The 16,931-nt window shown below is 70.0% G+C and carries 17 protein-coding genes; 10 read left to right on the forward strand and 7 right to left on the reverse strand.

What is annotated here, in order from left to right:
- The first annotated feature begins 66 nt into the window (after window positions 1-66).
- Entirely contained in the window at window positions 67-705 is a 639-nt protein-coding gene (locus Sp245p_RS35020) for a hypothetical protein (protein WP_014197988.1), read from the forward strand.
- 140 nt (window positions 706-845) lie between these two features.
- Here the strand turns inward: Sp245p_RS35020 and Sp245p_RS19900 are convergent, their stop codons facing one another.
- Complete coding sequence (locus Sp245p_RS19900; protein ID WP_109138790.1) at window positions 846-2,942, reverse strand: YgiQ family radical SAM protein; 2,097 nt, start codon at window positions 2,940-2,942, stop codon at window positions 846-848.
- Window positions 2,943-3,253: 311 nt separating this feature from the next.
- Between Sp245p_RS19900 and Sp245p_RS19905 the strand changes: the two genes are divergently transcribed.
- The gene (locus Sp245p_RS19905; RefSeq protein WP_014197993.1) at window positions 3,254-3,439 is read left to right on the forward strand and encodes a hypothetical protein; all 186 of its coding nucleotides are present in this window, start codon (window positions 3,254-3,256) and stop codon (window positions 3,437-3,439) included.
- Window positions 3,440-3,502: 63 nt separating this feature from the next.
- Window positions 3,503-3,697, forward strand: a complete 195-nt coding sequence (locus tag Sp245p_RS19910; RefSeq protein WP_014197994.1) for a hypothetical protein — start codon at window positions 3,503-3,505, stop codon at window positions 3,695-3,697.
- A 46-nt stretch (window positions 3,698-3,743) separates the two neighbouring features.
- Here the strand turns inward: Sp245p_RS19910 and Sp245p_RS19915 are convergent, their stop codons facing one another.
- On the reverse strand, window positions 3,744-5,561 hold the full coding sequence (locus tag Sp245p_RS19915) for a hypothetical protein (RefSeq protein ID WP_129557203.1): 1,818 nt from the start codon (window positions 5,559-5,561) through the stop codon (window positions 3,744-3,746).
- 577 nt (window positions 5,562-6,138) lie between these two features.
- Here Sp245p_RS19915 and Sp245p_RS19920 point away from each other — a divergent pair.
- From Sp245p_RS19920 to Sp245p_RS19930, 3 genes are all read left to right on the forward strand, one after another.
- Window positions 6,139-6,690, forward strand: coding sequence for a YcbK family protein (locus tag Sp245p_RS19920; protein WP_014197997.1), 552 nt, complete (start codon window positions 6,139-6,141; stop codon window positions 6,688-6,690).
- A gap of 247 nt (window positions 6,691-6,937) precedes the next feature.
- Window positions 6,938-7,132, forward strand: coding sequence for a hypothetical protein (locus Sp245p_RS19925; protein WP_014197998.1), 195 nt, complete (start codon window positions 6,938-6,940; stop codon window positions 7,130-7,132).
- A 47-nt stretch (window positions 7,133-7,179) separates the two neighbouring features.
- Window positions 7,180-7,404 (forward strand): hypothetical protein, encoded by a 225-nt coding sequence (locus Sp245p_RS19930; RefSeq protein WP_035677842.1) that lies wholly within the window; start codon window positions 7,180-7,182, stop codon window positions 7,402-7,404.
- A gap of 104 nt (window positions 7,405-7,508) precedes the next feature.
- Here Sp245p_RS19930 and Sp245p_RS19935 read toward each other — a convergent pair whose 3' ends face one another.
- The 4 genes from Sp245p_RS19935 to Sp245p_RS19950 form a co-directional block, all read right to left on the reverse strand.
- Window positions 7,509-7,718, reverse strand: a complete 210-nt coding sequence (locus Sp245p_RS19935; RefSeq protein ID WP_014198000.1) for a hypothetical protein — start codon at window positions 7,716-7,718, stop codon at window positions 7,509-7,511.
- Window positions 7,719-7,957: 239 nt separating this feature from the next.
- Window positions 7,958-9,817: an excinuclease ABC subunit UvrC gene (gene uvrC, locus Sp245p_RS19940; RefSeq protein WP_014198001.1), complete on the reverse strand. Its 1,860-nt coding sequence runs from the start codon at window positions 9,815-9,817 to the stop codon at window positions 7,958-7,960.
- A gap of 99 nt (window positions 9,818-9,916) precedes the next feature.
- Window positions 9,917-11,041: a LacI family DNA-binding transcriptional regulator gene (locus Sp245p_RS19945; RefSeq protein WP_109138792.1), complete on the reverse strand. Its 1,125-nt coding sequence runs from the start codon at window positions 11,039-11,041 to the stop codon at window positions 9,917-9,919.
- Between the two features lie 87 nt (window positions 11,042-11,128).
- A complete protein-coding gene (locus tag Sp245p_RS19950) occupies window positions 11,129-12,064 on the reverse strand; it encodes a LysR family transcriptional regulator (RefSeq protein ID WP_014198002.1) in 936 nt (311 codons plus the stop codon).
- Window positions 12,065-12,211: 147 nt separating this feature from the next.
- On the opposite strand from Sp245p_RS19950, the gene Sp245p_RS19955 reads away from it, so the two are divergent.
- Window positions 12,212-13,414 (forward strand): urate hydroxylase PuuD, encoded by a 1,203-nt coding sequence (locus Sp245p_RS19955; protein WP_014198003.1) that lies wholly within the window; start codon window positions 12,212-12,214, stop codon window positions 13,412-13,414.
- On the opposite strand, the gene uraH is transcribed toward Sp245p_RS19955, so the two are convergent.
- The gene (uraH, locus tag Sp245p_RS19960) at window positions 13,399-13,761 is read right to left on the reverse strand and encodes a hydroxyisourate hydrolase (protein WP_014198004.1); all 363 of its coding nucleotides are present in this window, start codon (window positions 13,759-13,761) and stop codon (window positions 13,399-13,401) included. The genes Sp245p_RS19955 and uraH overlap by 16 nt on opposite strands.
- A gap of 190 nt (window positions 13,762-13,951) precedes the next feature.
- Between uraH and uraD the strand changes: the two genes are divergently transcribed.
- From uraD to Sp245p_RS19975, 3 genes are read left to right on the forward strand one after another with little or no spacing between them, the layout of a single operon-like run.
- Window positions 13,952-14,449 carry a 2-oxo-4-hydroxy-4-carboxy-5-ureidoimidazoline decarboxylase gene (gene uraD / locus Sp245p_RS19965; protein WP_109138793.1) on the forward strand — a complete coding sequence of 166 codons (498 nt, stop codon included), beginning with the start codon at window positions 13,952-13,954 and terminating at the stop codon, window positions 14,447-14,449.
- Window positions 14,446-15,687 (forward strand): allantoate amidohydrolase, encoded by a 1,242-nt coding sequence (locus Sp245p_RS19970; protein ID WP_109138794.1) that lies wholly within the window; start codon window positions 14,446-14,448, stop codon window positions 15,685-15,687. The genes uraD and Sp245p_RS19970 overlap by 4 nt, the downstream gene beginning before the upstream one ends.
- On the forward strand, window positions 15,684-16,916 hold the full coding sequence (locus Sp245p_RS19975; RefSeq protein WP_014198008.1) for a M20/M25/M40 family metallo-hydrolase: 1,233 nt from the start codon (window positions 15,684-15,686) through the stop codon (window positions 16,914-16,916). Before Sp245p_RS19970 ends, Sp245p_RS19975 begins: the two co-directional genes overlap by 4 nt.
- Window positions 16,917-16,931: the final 15 nt, after the last annotated feature.

A 16,931-nucleotide genomic window follows, 5' to 3' on the forward strand; every position in this document is an offset into this window, starting at 1 on the left:
TTCCGGACAATCCTCCGGGAGACGGGGATTTGCTATGGATTTGACGCTTTTCGACAGGAGAGTGCGATGGGCAACCGTGTGAGGCGTCTGGGACTCGCGGCGGCGACAGGGGCATGTCTGCTGGCCGGTGCGGCCGCCGCGCAGATGGCTCCCCAGGCGGCCACCCAGGGTCCCCTGCGGCTCGTGCCGCAGCCCATTCCCTCTCCGGCTCCTTCTCCGGCTGTGGAGCAGCCCCCTGCCCCGCCGGTCCCCGTTCCACCGCAGCCGTCCTCGGCGGCCACGGTGGTCCGGCCGGGTCAGCCCGCGGCCAACCCTGCGCCCATCCCGCAGCCCGCCGCGAGCGCTGACCCGGCCCAAATCCATCCGCCCACGCCGCGCCCCCAACCGACCGACGGGGTCGCGGCGGTGCGCGCCTTCTATGACGCCTTGGGGCAGGCGGACGCCGCGCGGGCCAACACCTACGTCATTCCCGAGAAGCGGGGCAGCGGGGCCTACGACATCGCGTCCATGAACCGCTTCTACGGCAACATGAGCGTTCCCGTCCGCCTGCTGGCCGCGGAGCCCATCGGTCGGAATGCCGTGCGCGTGCGCTACCATTACGTCTATGTGAATGGCCGCAGCTGCGACGGCGCCGCCGAGGTCGCGCTGGCCGAGCGCGACGGGTTGGCGCTGATCGAACGGATCAAGGCGCTCAACGACTGCTGAGGTCTTGTCCCCTCTCCCCTCCGGGGAGAGGGTTAGGGTGAGGGGGTTGCGCGTGACGTCACGTCCGGCACACGCGCAACCCCCTCACCCTCCCCACGCCGTAGGCGTGGGTCCCCTCCCTCTCCCCGGAGGGGAGAGGGCTACCTTGCCCTTCCCGTCGGCTTGCCGGCCTTGGCCGGCGTCCGGCGGCCCTTGCCGGCCTGCTGGGTGTAGAAGGTCTTGCCCGGCTTCGGCCTGTCCGCTCCGGGTTTGTCAGCCTTGCCCATACCCCCCGTCGTTTGCCAGGCCGGCACGAGCTGGTGCTCGCCCGGCCCGATCAGGTCGCTGCGGCCCATGGCCTTCAGCGCGTCGCGCAGCACCGGCCAGTTCTCCGGGTCGTGGTAGCGCAGGAAGGCCTTGTGCAGGCGGCGCTGCTTCAGCCCCTTGGCCGAGAACACCGTCTCCGACCCCTCGCGGCGGATCGGGCGCAACGGGTTGCGGTCGCTGTGGTACATCGCCGTGGCGAGCGCCATGGGAGAGGGCAGGTAGGTCTGCACCTGATCGGCCTTGAAGCCGTTCCGCTTCAGCCACAAAGCGAGGTTCATCATGTCCTCGTCGCTGGTGCCGGGATGGGCGGCGATGAAGTAGGGGATGAGGTAGAGCTTCTTGCCCGCCGCCTTGGCCGCCTTCTCGAACATCTCCTTGAAGCGGTCGTAGGTGCCGATGCCCGGCTTCATCATCTTGGACAGCGGGCCAGGCTCGGTGTGCTCCGGCGCGATCTTCAGGTAACCGCCGACATGGTGGGTCACCAGTTCCTTCACATACTCCGGGCTGCGGACGGCGAGGTCGTAGCGCAGGCCCGAGGCGATGTTGATCTTCTTCACGCCGGGGATGGCGCGGGCCTTGCGGTAGAGCTGGATCAGGTCGCTGTGGTCGGTGTTCAGGTTCTTGCAGATGTCCGGGAAGACGCAGGACGGACGGCGGCAGACCTTCTCGATCTCCGGGTCCTTGCAGGTCATGCGGTACATGTTGGCGGTCGGCCCGCCCATGTCGGAGATGACCCCGGTGAAGCCCTTCACCTTGTCGCGGATCTCCTCGATCTCCTTGAGGATCGAGCCCTCCGAGCGGCTCTGGATGATGCGCCCCTCATGCTCGGTGATGGAGCAGAAGGAACAGCCGCCGAAGCAGCCGCGCATGATGTTCACCGAGAAGCGGATCATCTCCCAGGCCGGGATGCGCGCGTCGCCGTAGGACGGGTGGGGCGCGCGGGCGTAGGGCAGGCCGTAGACCCCGTCCATCTCCGCCGTGGTCAGCGGGATCGGCGGCGTGGTCAGCCAGACCTCGCGGTCGCCGTGCCGCTGCACCAGCGCGCGGGCGTTGCCGGGGTTGCTCTCCTGATGCAGCACGCGCGAGGCGTGGGCGTAGAGCACCTTGTCGGCGCTGACCTGCTCGAAGGAGGGCAGGCGGACCACCGTGCGGTCGGCCCCGGCGGCGCGCGGGGCGGCGGGCGTCAGCTCGTCGATGCTGCTGCTGTCGATGACGGTCCAGCCGTCCGGCACGCGGCTGCGAACGATGGAGGTGCCGCGGACGTCGTCGATCTCCCGCGCCTTCTCCCCGGCCGCGATGCGGTGGGCGACGTCGATGATCGCGCGCTCGGCGTTGCCGTAGCACAGGATGTCGGCCTTGGAGTCCACCAGGACGGAGCGGCGGACCTTCTCGCTCCAATGGTCGTACTGGGCGATGCGGCGGAGGCTGGCCTCGATGCCGCCCAGCACGATGGGCACGTCCTTGTAGGCTTCGCGGCAGCGCTGGCTGTAGACGATCACCGCGCGGTCGGGCCGCTTGCCGCCCTCGTCGTTGGGGGTGTAGCTGTCGTTGTGACGCAGGCGGCGGTCCGAGGTGTAGTGGTTCACCATCGAGTCCATGTTGCCGCCGGTCACCCCGAAGAACAGGTTCGGCTTGCCCAGCGCCTTGAACGGCTCCGCGCTGCTCCAGTCCGGCTGGGCGATGATGCCGACGCGGAAGCCCTGCGCCTCCAGCAGCCGCCCGATGATCGCCATGCCGAAGCTGGGATGATCGACATAGGCGTCGCCCGTCACCACCACGATGTCGCAGGAATCCCAGCCCAGCCGGTCCATCTCCGCCCGCGTCATCGGCAGGAAGGGCGCCGGCCGCCGGGCCTCCGTCCGGTGCCGGGGGAGGGAGAAGATGTCCCGCGCCGCCGGAACGGCGACGGTGGGCGTGGCTTCGTTGAGCATGACGCTCTCCGTTCGGGCCGCCGGTGCGCGAGGAGCGCTGCCGGGGCTGGGTGCTTGATGATCGGGTGCCGGTTTCATACCGGCAATGTCCGGCATGGTCCACCGCGCGAGTCCCTACGGAAGTGCCGCGGCGCGGTCAAGGATTGCCTGACCGTCGGGGTCAACTTTATACGCGATTATGACGCCGTGATGTGTGCAGCCGGGCCGCCCGTGGCAAGGGGCCATGGGAAAGAGGGGCTGCAACAGGCGTCCCGGCACCCTGTTGGGAAGGGTTGAGACGCAAGCCTTTCCCCATAGGACAGGAGTGGACCATGAGCACCGACAAGCGTTACGGCGACCAGCGCGACGAACCGCTCGACATCAAGAACACCCGCGCCGACCCCGCCATCGACGAGGAGAAGATGGGCTTCCAGAACATCGAAGGGCCGGGGGCCGAGACCAGAAAGGATAAGGCGCCGGGCACGGACGACTCTCCGGACAGCGCACCCCGGCCGTGACGGGGACCCCCGCAGGCACCGCGGACGTTGTTCGCTGGAACCACAACAAAGCGGAGGTTCGCCATGGCTGAAGAGAAGACACCCGACCGCCCTTCCCAGGCGGGGGGCGAGGCGGGGAAGGACTCCCCGTTGGAGGACAAGACCAAGACGCCCGGCGACGGGACGCTCCAGGACGCCGTTCCCGCCGGAACCACGTCCGACGAGCTGCGGCGGCGCGCGGAAGAGGATGACGGGTCCGTCCAACCGGGCACCGGCTGACGCGTCGTCGGCGTCGTCGGTTTCATCATACGACGTCGTATGAGAACTACCGGGTGACGCTCTCGCCCACGGGCGCGGCCAATCCGACCATGGCATAGCTGTTGCGGATGGCCGCGTCCAGCGTCGGGGGCAGGGGCTGGATGCGCTGCTCCCGCGCGGCGCGGCGGGCGAAATCGGGGTCCGCCGCCAGGGCCCGCGTCGCCGCCGCCTTGGCCTCGTCCATCCGGCCCATCTGCACGAAGGCGACGGCCAGGGCAGCCTGGGCCGGCGCGGCGGCGGTCACCTCGAATTCCAGCTTCGTGCTGTCCGGGTGCCCATGGCGCTGGAGGGCGAAGCTGTAGGCGGGAAGGAGCCGCTCCCGCTGTGCGGGATCGCGTTCCATCGCCTGCTCCAGCAGGGGGAGGCCTTTCGTGGGCTGGCCGGCTTCGACATGCCAGAGGCCGAGGTCGCCGAGCACAAGGGCGTTTCCAGGGGACGCCTGCAAGGCGCGCTGGCCGGCGGCGAAGCAGGAAGCGTACTGCCCGCGCAGGCAATAGGCGGTGTAGAGCGCCGTCAACGGGCGCAGCGAGGTCGGCTCCAGTTCGGTGGCGCGCAGGGCGGCTGCCAGGGCATCGTTGAGGGCGACGTCGTTCCGTTCCGTCCGATACGCGTCGGACTGCAGAAGGGACAGCGCCGACCACAGCCGGGCGGACTCGCTGGCGTTGGTCGTCAGCGCGCTGGCGGCCGAGGTCAGGCAACCGCTCAGGGCGGTTCGCTCGGCCGGCGGGACTTCGTGCCGACCGGTGGCGAGGAAGGCGCACTCGCGCGGCGACAGGCTGGTGGCTGGTTTGGTGCGCAGACGCGCGGTGGCAACCGGCAACAGCGGACCCTGCGCAGCGGTGAGCGGTTCGACGATGCCGGCCGCCAAGGCCTGCGGGGTGGGTGCTCCCTCTGGCCCGGCCGGCCGGTCCAGACTGCTGGACCACAGCACCGCTCCGGTGGCGAGGTCGGTCAAGTGGACGACCAGGCGCACCGCCGCATCATGCCCCTGAAGGCTTCCGGACAGGCGAAACCCTTGATGGGGCAGGGCGGCGGTCGGCGGCGGGGCGATCCGTACCGGAAGATCGGTCCGGATGGCGAGGCTGCTGGCAATCTCGTCGGTCAGCATGGCGGCGAGCGCGCCGTCCTCCGCCGACTGGCCGGTGGTGCGGAAGGGCCCGACGACGAGGGTCATCGATGCATCGACCGCCATGGCCGGGGCCGCCGACAACGTCGTCGAGTGGGGCAGAGCCGGCTCGCTCCCCCTCGGTTCCGCGCCGGCCAGGATCGGATGGGGGCCGAGGGCCAGCGCTTCCTCCACGTCGGCGGGAGTGGCGAGGGTCCGACCGACCAGCAGGCCGGCCAACCCGACCGCGATCAGCACCACGGCGGCCAACCCGGCGATGCGCAGGGAAACGGGCCTGCGCATTGTTTCCGTCGCCGGAATGGCGCGGGGGTCAGGCAGGGCGGGGGGAGCGTCGTCGTTCAGCCGTTCGAAGCGGGGGGCGTAGCCGCCCTTTGGGACGACGATGCGGATCGGGTCGTCACGGCCTGCCGTCAGATAGTAATGCTCCAGGCTGCGGCGCAGCCGCCCGGCCTCCAACCGCACGATGGGATCGGATTGCGGGTCGAAGCTCGGCTCCCGGTTGAAGACGCTGACGGCGATGCAGTAGGCCTTGATCTGCTGCGCCCGCCCGTCCAGGCACTCCTCGACCACATAGCGCAGGAAGCGGCGGTTGCGGTCCGACGCGTCGAAATGGTCGCTCGCCAATATCCGCTCAAGCTGGGTCCTGACGGCACGATCATCCAATGCCCACCCCTGCGCGGGCGGAGTTTCCTCGGTCATTCGTGACGTCTCCCGAACGTTGAGAAAGACCACGGGCAATCTTTCTCAAAAGGGGTGGGTCGATGTGTTGGCGGCATTCTTTCATCGGGAAAAACTGATGTCCATTGGCCCTGTGCTTTTAGGACGGACCATATTCCCGAAGTCCGCCCGTTTCTCTGATCGTTGGGATAGGGCAGTCATCCGAAGGCTGGGGGCACCGGACCGAAGGCGGCGAGGCGCACCCCCGCCGAACGGGGCGTAAACTACCGTATGCTACCCGCCGCGGCGGAACGGTCGGGCCGTTGTCCGGGTTACCCGCCGCCGGACAGGGGACTCGACACGGGAGAGCCCGAACACTGGCTGAAGGCTTCTCCCGTCCCCGCGGCACGCCCGGCTCACCGACGCGCATCCCCCGCCGTCGACCCCGCCGTCAACAAGGCGTGCCGACATTTCCCGGTTTTCCCTGTTCTCGGCTTCGGTAACGCAACGCACCGGTGGTTCCATGTCTTTTTTGTCGTCGTCTTTTTTGTCGTCTCTGAACGTTCCGTCGCGCCGCTACCCGACACCGCACCTTCAAACGTCTCCCCATAAATCCCCGATGGACCAGCCTGCCGCGGCCGCGCTGACGCGCCGCGGCATCTTCGGACTGGGGGCCGCCGTGGCGGTCGGCGTCTGCGACAGCCGCAGCGCGGCGGCGTGGGAGCCGGCGCCGGAGCGCACGCTGCGGATCTACAACTGCCTGACGGGGGAGAGCTTCGATGGCATCTATTGGGCGGAGGGGCGCCCGGTTGCGGAGGCGATGGCCCGCATCGACTGGGTGCTGCGCGACCATCGCAGCGACGATTGCCACCGCATCGATCTCGCCCTGCTGAACCGCCTGTCGGAGATGCAGGAGAAGCTGGACAGCCAGCATCCGTTCGAGGTGCTGTCAGCCTTCCGGTCCCAGGAAACCAACCGCCGCGTCAAGGGGGCGGCGACGGGCAGCCTGCATCTGCAGGGGCGGGCGGTCGACCTGCGCCTGCAGGGGCGGCGCGCGGTGGACCTCTACCGCTGCGCCCTGTCCTTCGGCGACGGCGGGGCGGGCTGCTACGCCAAGCGGAACTTCGTCCATGTGGACACCGGGCCGACGCGGCGCTGGATGGGAGCCTGAACGTGGCGGCGCGGAATCGGGACTTTTCGTCGCAGAACCTTTTGCCAGGGGGCATCGGGCGAAGGGCATTACGCCGATGGATGGATTGTGCGCAGGACGGAGGAAGCGCACCATAGCCCGAAAAAGAAGGCCAAACGATCAGGCCAATGCTCTTTGGGAGGAGCCTATGCTAACCCCAACCGACCTTGCGGACCCCCGAGGCCGCAGCCTATCGGCGCGCCGTCACCCGTTGACGGACCCGGCCCGGATGGCCCAGGCCCGCACGCTGGCGGGCTGGATCGCCGTGATCGCCGAAGACCGCGGCCTGGACGAGCGTGGCGTGGCCGCCGCCACCGGCCTGGACATCGAGGACGTCCGGGCGGTTCTGGGCGGCACCGTGTTCATGATGCCCGTGAGCACGCTCGACCGCGCGCTGCGCCGCCTGGAAGGCCGCCCGCACTGAGGAGCCGCAAACCCGCCTCTCCCTGCCCGCCGGCACAGGAGGACCGCATGACCCATCACGTCCGCAAACGGAGCAGCGCCATGGACCGCTCGGAGAAACGCGACGCCATCACCCGCATCCGCCACGCCGCCGAACAGCAAGGGTTGGACGCCGGCGATCTGGCCCGGATGACCGGTCTGGCACCGGGGCACGCCCGCGCGATCCTGTCCGGTTTCGGCTCGACGGTTCCGCGCGATGCCCTGGACCGCACGGTGTCCGTCCTGCCGGAGTGAGACGGAACGCTCGTGACGTCACGCTCCTGACGGCACGCTGAAATGGAAACGGCGGCGCACCGGGTGCGCCGCCGTTGTTCCTGAAACTTATGGAGTGCCGCGGTTCAGGCGACCGAGAGCACGTCCAGATAGACGTTCGCCGGCTCGGTCAGGTGAATCCGGTACAGCATGCCCGTCTGGTCGACGATGATGCTGGCGACGGGGTTCTTCGCGGCCATGTCGGTGACGGCGGCGCGCACGTTGCGCGGCAGGCTGTCGAGTTCGACGTCGCGGTAGCCGTTCTTGTCGGAGAACTTGATGGTCTTCTGGCCCATGGTCAGGCGCCTTGTGCATATGCTCTGTTTGCGGTGGGCGGACCATGATCCCGCTGGGTTAAGGAAGCACTAACCAAAAAACCGTGCAAACGCAGGACTGATGAGCGGCGGCTGCATCGGTGTCTCTGGAATAATTCGGCCGCGGTTGCCCCCACCCTAACCCCCCCCGCTGGGCGGGAGAGGGGACTTTTCTCCCTCCCCTGCGATAGCGGGGGAGGGCCGGGGTGGGGGCCGGCGGCTCACCCATGAAAATGCTCGAACACCCGCCGGGCCAGCGCCGCGCTGATGCCGGGGGTGGCCTCCAGATCCTTCAGCCCGGCCGATGCCACCGCGGTGGAACTGCCGAAATGGTGAAGCAGGGCCTTCTTGCGCGACGGGCCGACGCCGGGGATGCCGTCGATGCGGGTGTGGTCCATCGCCTTCAGGCGGCGTGTGCGGTGGGCGTCGATGGCCGTCCGGTGCGCCTCGTCGCGCAGCCGTTGCAGGAAGTACAGCACCGGGTCGTTGGGCTCCAGCCGGAAGGGCTCGCGGTCCGGCAGGAAGAAGCGCTCGCGCCCGGCGTCGCGGTCCGGACCCTTGGCGATGGCGGCCAGCGGCACGCCCGCGATGCCCAGCCCGTCCAGCACCGCGCGGGCGGTGTTCAACTGGCCGAGGCCGCCGTCGATCAGCACCAGATCGGGCCATTGGCCACCGCTGCGCTGCGGGTCCTCGCGCAGGGCGCGCCCGAAGCGGCGGGTCAGCACCTCGCGCAGCATCGCGTAATCGTCGCCGGCCGCCACGGGGTCCTTGATGTGGAAGCGGCGCCCCGCGTTGCGCTGGATGCCCTCCGGCCCGGCGACCACCATGGCGCCGACCGGGAAGGCCCCCTGGATGTGCGAGTTGTCGTAGATTTCGATACGGGCCGGTGTTTTCGGAAGACCGAAGACGCGGGCCACCCCGGCCAGCAGCTTGCCCTGGGCGGAGCGTTCGGCCATGCGCCGCCCGTGCGCCTCGCGCGCGTTGGTCAGCGCGTGTTCGACGACGCGGCGCTTGGGGCCGCGCTGGGGAAACTCCACCTCCACCCGCCGTCCGGCGGCCAGGGTCAGCGCCTCGGCCAGCAGGGCGCGCTCCGGGATGGCGTGGCTGAGCAGCAGGTGGCGGGGTGGCGGCGTCCCTTCGTAGAGCTGTGCGGCGAAGGCGGCGAGGATCGCGGCCGGCTCCTCGTCGCCATCGTGCCGAGGGAAGAAGGCGCGGGTGCCCTGGTTGCGCCCGCCGCGGAAGAAGAAGGCCTGGACGCAGGCGGTCCCGCCCTCGGCATGGACGGCCAGCACGTCGGCGTCCTCCAGAACGCCTTCCAGATTGATGTCCTGGCGGCTTTGCAGGGCGGTCAGGGCGCGGATGCGGTCGCGCCAGCGCGCGGCGTCCTCGTAGGCCAGCCGGTCGGAGCAGTCCATCATGTGGCGGGCGAACTCCGCCTGGACGGCGGCGCTGCGCCCGGTCAGCACGTCGCGCACGCCCTGCATCTGCGCGGCGTAGTCCTCCGCCGAGACGCGGCCGACGCAGGGGGCCGAGCAGCGCTTGATCTGGTGCTGGAGACAGGGCCGCGTGCGCGCGGTGAAGGTGGCGTCGTCGCAGTTGCGCAGCAGGAAGGCGCGCTGCAACGCCCCGATGGTCATGCCGACGAGCGCGGGGGAGGCGTAGGGGCCGAACAGGTCGCGTTTCCTGCCATGCCGATCGGCGCTGCCGCGGTGGTGCATCAGCCTGGGGAATTCGTGCCCCTCGCCGAGCGCGATGTAGGAAAAGGATCGGTCGTCCTTCACCAGCACGTTGAAGGGTGGCAGCAGGCGGCGGATCAGGTTCGCCTCCAGCAGGAGGGCCTCCGCCTCGGTGTGGGTGGTGACGAACTCCATGGAGCGGGTCAGCGCCACCATGCGGCGGGTGCGGTTGGGCAGCCCGTCGGCCCGGGTGTAGCTGGCCACCCGGCGTTTCAAGTTCTTCGCCTTGCCGACATACAGGATGCGCCCGTCCGCCCCGATCATCCGGTAGACGCCGGGCGTGTCCGGCAGCGTCGGCAGGGTGGCGCGGATCACCGCGGCTCCATCTACAGCCAAGCCGGCCATCGTCCTATTCCGGTGTGCTAATCACGATGGCGTGGAAGGAAGCAGGGGAACGAACCATGGACAAGGGACAATCGTCAGCCCTGTCCTTCAGACCAGGATTCACCCCGCCGTCTGCCGCTCCACGCCCGCATCGGCGTCGGGACGGGTGCTGTCGCGGACGACCAGTTCGCAATCCAGCCCATGATGCGGCTGCGCTACCGTGGTGCCGTTCAGCCGGGCCAGGATCTGGCCGGCGGCCAGTTCGCCGATCTCGCGCTGCGGTGGGCGGACGGTGGACAGCGGCGGCAGGCAGGCGGCGCTGAAGGTCAGGTCGCCGAAGCCGATCACCGCCAGATCGTCGGGCACGCTCAGCCCGCGCCGGTTCGCCTCGAACAGCACGCCCAGCGCCATGGCGTCGTTGGAGCAGACCACCCCGTCGATGTCCGGATGCAGCGCGAACACCTCGTCGATCAGCCAGATGCCGACGGGTGTGGAAGCGGTGTCGGGGGCGGTGAAGGCGATCGGCTCGTGCAGGCCGCGGCGGCGCACCTCGTCCTCATAGCCGTCGGTGCGGCTGCGCACGCGCATGTCCTGATGCACGGCGGCGCCGATGTAGGCGACCTTGCGGCTGCCCTGGTCGTAGAGGTGGCTGGCCTGCCGGCGCCCGACCTCGAAATGGGAGAAGCCGACCGTCATGTCCACCGCCGGGGTCTGGGCGGAGGGGATGTCCCACATCTCGACCACCGGCACGCCGGAGGAGCGCAGCATGGCGCGCGTCCGCTCGGTGTGGTGCAGGCCGGTGACCACCACCGCGGCGGGCGACCAGGCGAGGAAGGCACGGATCAGCTCCTCCTCCCGCTCCGGATCGAACTCGCTGACGCCGAGCAGTGTCTGGTAATGGGCGGTCTGGAAGGCGCTTTGCAGCGTGTTGTAGGTCTCCGCGAAGAAGGAGTTGGTGATGGAGGGCAGGATCACCCCCACCGTCCGGCTCTTCGCCGCGGCGAGGCTGCCCGCCACGAGGTTGGGCACGTAGCCGAGCTGGTCGATCACCGTCCGCACACGGGTCGCCAGCTCCTCCGACACCGCCTCCGGCTTGCGCAGATAGAGCGAGACGGTGCTGGGCGACACGCCGGCGGCGTTGGCCACGTCCGTCATGGTCAGCCGCTCGGTGGCGCGGCGGGTCTTCTTGCGGATGGATTTGGCGGGTTTCGGCGGAAACGGCTTGGCGGGCGGCTGTGCGGTCATTCTCGTCCTTCCCTGCGGCGAACCCCGCCGCGCGGCGTGGCGGCATCATAGCACGCCGTTGGAAAAGCGGGGGAAAAGCGGGAACGGTCAGGGCGCGGCATTCGGCTCCGCTCCGGCCATTTCCGTATCCGCCAGGGCGGCGCGCGCCTGCTCCGCGAAGAAATCGATGAAGACGCGGATCTTCGCGGGCAGCAGGTTGCGGTGGGGGTAGAGGACGGCGAGCGTCACCGGCTCCGGCGGGCAGTGCGGCAGGACGACCCGCAGCTCCCCGCGGCGCAGATGGTCGGCGACCTCCCACAGCGGCTTCAGCACGATCCCTTCCCCGGCCAGCGCCCAGCCGGTCAGCACGTCGCCGTCGTCGGCGTCGAACTGGCCGGACACCGGCAGGGTCATCGGGCCTTGCGGGGTGTTCAGCGTCCATTGGAACTGCTGCGATCCGGGAAAACGCAGCAGCAGGCAGTGGTGGGACAGCAGATCCTCCGGCCGGGCCGGCACGCCCCGCCGCTCCAGATAGGACGGCGCAGCGCAGAGCACGCGCGGCAGGTCGGCGATCTTGCGCGCGACGAAGCTGGAATCCTTCAGCGGCGCCATGCGGATGGCCACGTCGGTCGCCTCGCGCAGCAGGTCCAGCAGATGGTCGGACAGGCGCAGCCGCAAATCCACCTGCGGGTAGGCGGCGTGGAAGCGCGGCACCATCGGGGCCAGGATGTGCCGGCCGAAGCCCAGCGGCGCCGTCACCCGCAGGCTGCCCACCGGCGCCCCGCCGATGGCGCCAACGCTGCTCTCCGCCCGTTCCGCCGCCTCCAGAACCTCCAGGCAGTGTTCGAAGAAGACCTTTCCGGCCTCGGTGAACTGCACCTGCCGAGTGGTGCGGTTGAGCAGACGGGCGTTCAGATGCTCCTCCAGGCTTTGCAGCCGGTGGCTGACCACGGCGGGCGACAAGCGCAGGCTGCGCCCGGCGGCGGACAGGCTGCCCAGCTCCACCACCCGCACGAACACCCGCATGTTCTCCAGCAGCGCCACGCCCAGCCCTTTCCCCACACGCTCTGGGGAATCCTCCCACCTTTCCGTTTTTTTTGAAAGTGCTGGCGCACGCATCCGCTTCCCCGCTGCGCTGCGGCAACCGTAGAGTTCAGGGTGAGGATCACCGAACGGAAGAGGCCGCGACGCATGGAGCCGATCGTCTGGGAGTGGGTCAACTTTCTGGTGCGCTGGCTGCACGTCATCACGGCCATCGCCTGGATCGGGTCGAGCTTCTATTTCATCCACCTCGACCTGTCCCTGCGGCGGCGCGACGGCCTGCCCCCCGGCGTGGCGGGGGAGGCGTGGCAGGTCCACGGCGGCGGCTTCTACAACATGATGAAGTACACGGTCGCCCCGCCGGAGCTGCCGGAGAAGCTGACCTGGTTCAAGTGGGAAGCCTACGCCACCTGGCTCAGCGGCTTCGCGCTGCTGTCGGTGCTCTACTACCACGGCGCCGCACTCTACATGATCGACCCGGCGGTGCTGGACATCCCCTGGTGGGGCGCGGTGCTGCTCAGCCTGGGCGCGCTGGGGCTGGGCTGGCACGGCTATGACCGGCTGTGCAAGTCGCCGCTGGGCAAGGACGACGTGAAGCTGGCGGCGGCGGGCTTCGTCTTCCTGGTGCTGGTCGCCTGGGGCCTCAGTCATCTCTTCAGCGGGCGGGCGGCGATGCTGCATGTCGGGGCGCTGATCGGCACGATGATGTCGGCCAACGTCTTCCGCATCATCATCCCCAACCAGACCAAGGCTGTGGCCGCCATGAAGGCCGGCCAAGTGCCCGACCCGGCGCTGGGCAAGCAGGCCAAGCAGCGCTCGCTGCACAACAATTACCTGACGCTGCCGGTCGTCTTCCTGATGATCTCCAACCACTACCCGCTGGCCTTCGGCACGCGCTACAGCTGGGTGATCGTGGCGGTGGTGCTGGTGGTGGGGGCGGTGATCCGCCACTTCTTCAACAGCCGGCACGCCGGCAAGCCGACGCCCTGGTGGACCTGGGCGGTGGCCACCGCGGGCGTCGCCGTCATCGTGGGCCTGAGCGCCGCCGGCACGCGGACCGAGAGCGCCGCCGCGCCGGCCAGGGTGGAGTTGGCCCAGGTGGAGTTCGCACAGGTGGAGGAGGTGGTGCTCTCCCGCTGCTCCATGTGCCACGCGGCGCAGCCGGTGTGGGAGGGGATCGGCGCGCCGCCGCGCGGCGTGACGCTGGACAGCGCGGAGGCGATCAGCCGCCACGCGCCCCAGATCCGCGTCTGGGCGGCGCTGTCCGACGCGATGCCCCCCGGCAACGTCACCGGGATCACGCCGGAGGAGCGCCGCCTGCTCGCCGCCTGGACCGATCAGCTTCCCCGGTAGGTCGAGTAGCTGTAGGGGGAGACGAGCAGCGGCACGTGATAGTGCTGGTCCGCGTTGGCGACGCCGAAGCGGATCGGCACCACGTCGAGGAAGGCGGGTTCCACGATCTCCAGGCCGGAGGCGCGGAAATAGTCGCCGGCCTCGAACACCAGTTCATAGACGCCCGGCGTCAGGTCGGCCCCGGCGAGGAGCGGCGCGTCGCAGCGCCCGTCGGCGTTGGTGCGGGTCTGCGTCAGCCGCTCCCGCCGCTCCCCGTCGATGCGGTAGAGGGTGACGGCGATCCCGGCGCCGGGCCGTCCGTGCGTCGTGTCGAGAACATGGGTGGTCAGGCGCCCGCTTCCGGACATGGGTCTCTCTCCTCACCGTGGAATGCCGCGAAGTGACCTTATACCGCACCCCATGCCGCACCGCCGCGCGGTCCGAACGGGGCTTGCGCAAAAAGACTTTCAAACGGATCGAAAAAGCGGACCCCGGCGATTGCGGTTATGCTGCGGGACAGAGGACCGATCAGGGAAGGCCGGGATGCGACCGAGCGAGATGGACCGTGCAAGTTTCGTCGCCCGATTCGGCGGCGTGTTCGAACATTCGCCCTGGGTCGCCGAAGGCGCCTGGGATGCCGGAAACGTGCCGGACGACGTGGACGGGCTGCACGCCGCGATGGTCGCCGTCCTGCGCGCCGCCGACCATGGCCGGAAGCTGACGCTGCTGAACGCCCACCCCGATCTGGCGGGCCGGCTGGCGCTGCGCGGCGAGCTGACCGCCGACAGCACGGCCGAGCAGGCCAGCGCCGGGCTGGACCGCTGCACGCCCGAGGAGTTCGCCCGCTTCACCGAGTTGAACGACGCCTACAAGGCGCGCTTCGGCTTCCCCTTCATCCTGGCGGTCAAGGGCCGCAGCCGCGCCGACATCCTGGAGGCGTTCGAAACCCGCCTGTCCAACGGTCCGGAGGAGGAGTTCGCCACGGCGCTGGCCCAGGTCGAGCGCATCACCTGGCTACGCCTGAAGGACCTGCTGCCCAAGGACATCGGGCCATGACGGCGTTCGGCGCGGACCTGATGGCGCGGCTGGACGCCTTCGCCGGTTTCACGGAGGAGCCGGGGCTGCTGACCCGCCTGTTCCTGACCCCGCAGCACCGCGCCGCCGCGGATTGGCTGATGGAGCTGATGGGCAAGGCCGGGATGAACGCCCGGCTCGACCCGGCGGGCACGGTGGTCGGACGCTACGAGGGGACGGTGCCGGGTGCGCCGGCGCTGCTGATCGGCTCCCACATCGACACGGTGCGCAACGCCGGCCGGTATGACGGGAATCTGGGCGTGCTCGCCGCCGTCGCCGCGGTGGCGGAACTGGACCGGCGCGGCGAGCGCCTGCCCTTCGCCATCGAGGTGCTGGGCTTCGGCGACGAGGAAGGGGTGCGCTTTCCCGTGACCCTGACCGGCAGCCGCGCCGTGGCCGGCCGCTTCGAACGGGCGGCGCTGGAGACGCGCGACCGCGACGGCGTGCGCATGGCCGACGCGCTGCGCGCCTTCGGCGGCGATCCCGAGGCCATCGCCACGGCGGCCCGCAAGCCGGGGGAGGCGCTGGCCTTCCTGGAGGTCCACATCGAACAGGGGCCGGTGCTGGAGGCGGAAGGGTTGCCGGTCGGCATCGTCACGGCCATCAACGGCGCCACGCGCTTCGCCGTCCGGCTGCGCGGCATGGCCGGCCACGCCGGCACGGTGCCCATGGCGCTGCGCCGCGACGCGCTGGTGGCCGCCGCCGAGATGACCCTGGCGGCGGAGCGGGTGGCCGCGGCCTCCGACGCCGGGCTGGTGGCGACGGTGGGCCGGATCGAGGTGAAGCCGGGCGCCGTCAACGTCATCCCCGGCGAGGCCGCCTTCACCCTCGACGTCCGCGCGCCGGAGGACTCCGTGCGGCGGGACGCCTGCGCCGCCATCCTCGCCGACTTCGAGGGGATCGCCGCCCGCCGCGGCGTGGAACTGGCCGTGGAGACGACCCACGACGCCAACGCCGCCCCCTGCTCCCCCGGCATCCGGCGGCAGATCGAGGCGGCGGTGATCCGTGCCGGCGTCCGTCCCTTGCCGCTGCCCAGCGGCGCCGGGCATGATGCCATGGCCTTCGCCGGCGTGCTGCCGATGGGCATGCTGTTCGTCCGCTGTGCGGGCGGCATCAGCCACAACCCCGCCGAATCCATCACCGTGGAGGACGCCGACCTGTCGGTGCAGATCCTCCTGGACATCATCCGCCACTTTGAGCACGAGACCCCGACACCATGACCGACACCGCCCAAAAGGCCATCCGCGCTTTCCTGGAGCAGACCCGTGACGAGCAGGTCCGCTTCCTGGCCGAACTGGTCAAGGTGCCCTCCGACAACCCGGCCGGCGACTGCGCCCCCCACGCCGAGCGTGCCGCCGAGTTGCTGGAAGCCATGGGCCTGACGGTGGAGCGCCACCCGGTCCCGGCGGAGCTGGTGCGGGCCAACGGCATGATCTCCGCCACCAACCTGATCGTGCGCCGCCGCTTCGGCGACGGGCCGACCGTGGCGCTGAACGCCCACGGCGACGTGGTGCCGCCGGGCGAGGGCTGGACCCGCGACCCCTACGGGGCGGAGGTGGTGGACGGCTGGATGTACGGGCGCGGCGTCGCCGTCTCGAAGTCCGACTTCGTCACCTACACCTATGCGCTGCTGGCGCTTGAGAAGGCCGGGCTGGACCGCGGCACGGTGGAGCTGCACCTGACCTACGACGAGGAGGCCGGCGGCGAGATCGGGCCGAAATGGCTGCTCGACGAGGGGCTGACCAAGCCGGACTTCGCCATCGCCGCGGGCTTCAGCTACGGCGTCGTCACCGCGCACAACGGCTGCCTGCATCTGGAGGTCGAGGTCACCGGCAAGTCCGCCCACGCCGCCCTGCCGATGACCGGCATCGACGCGCTGGAGGCGACGACGGCGATCCTCGGCGCGCTCTACGAGCACCGCAAGGGCTACGCCGGCACCGTGTCGGCGGTGGGCGGCATCGGCTCGCCGCAGTTGACGGTCGGGCTGATCAAGGGCGGCATCAACACCAACGTCGTCCCGGACCGCGTGACCCTGCGCCTCGACCGCCGCATGATCCCGGAGGAGGCGCCGGAGACGGTGGAGGAGACGTTGCGCGCGGTCATCGCCGACGCGGCCACGGCCTTCCCGAAGGCCCGCGTCGAGGTCCGCCGCATCCTGCTGGCGCGCCCGCTGACTCCGCTGCCCGGCACCGACCGGCTGGCCGCCGTTCTCTGCGCCCACGCCAGCCGCGTCATGGGCGAGCCGGTGGAGACCAAGGGCGTGCCGCTCTACACCGACGCGCGCCATTACTCCGACGCCGGCGTGCCCATCGCCCTGTTCGGCGCCGGCCCCCACACCATCGAGGAGGCCAACGCCCACCGCGCCGACGAGCGCCTGCCGCTGTCCGACCTGTTCAAGGCGACGGAGGTTGTGGCGCTGTCGCTGTTGGAGGTGCTGGGCGAGGGGTGATTGCCCCCTCCCTAA

This window comes from Azospirillum baldaniorum (assembly GCF_003119195.2).
Lineage (GTDB): Bacteria > Pseudomonadota > Alphaproteobacteria > Azospirillales > Azospirillaceae > Azospirillum > Azospirillum baldaniorum.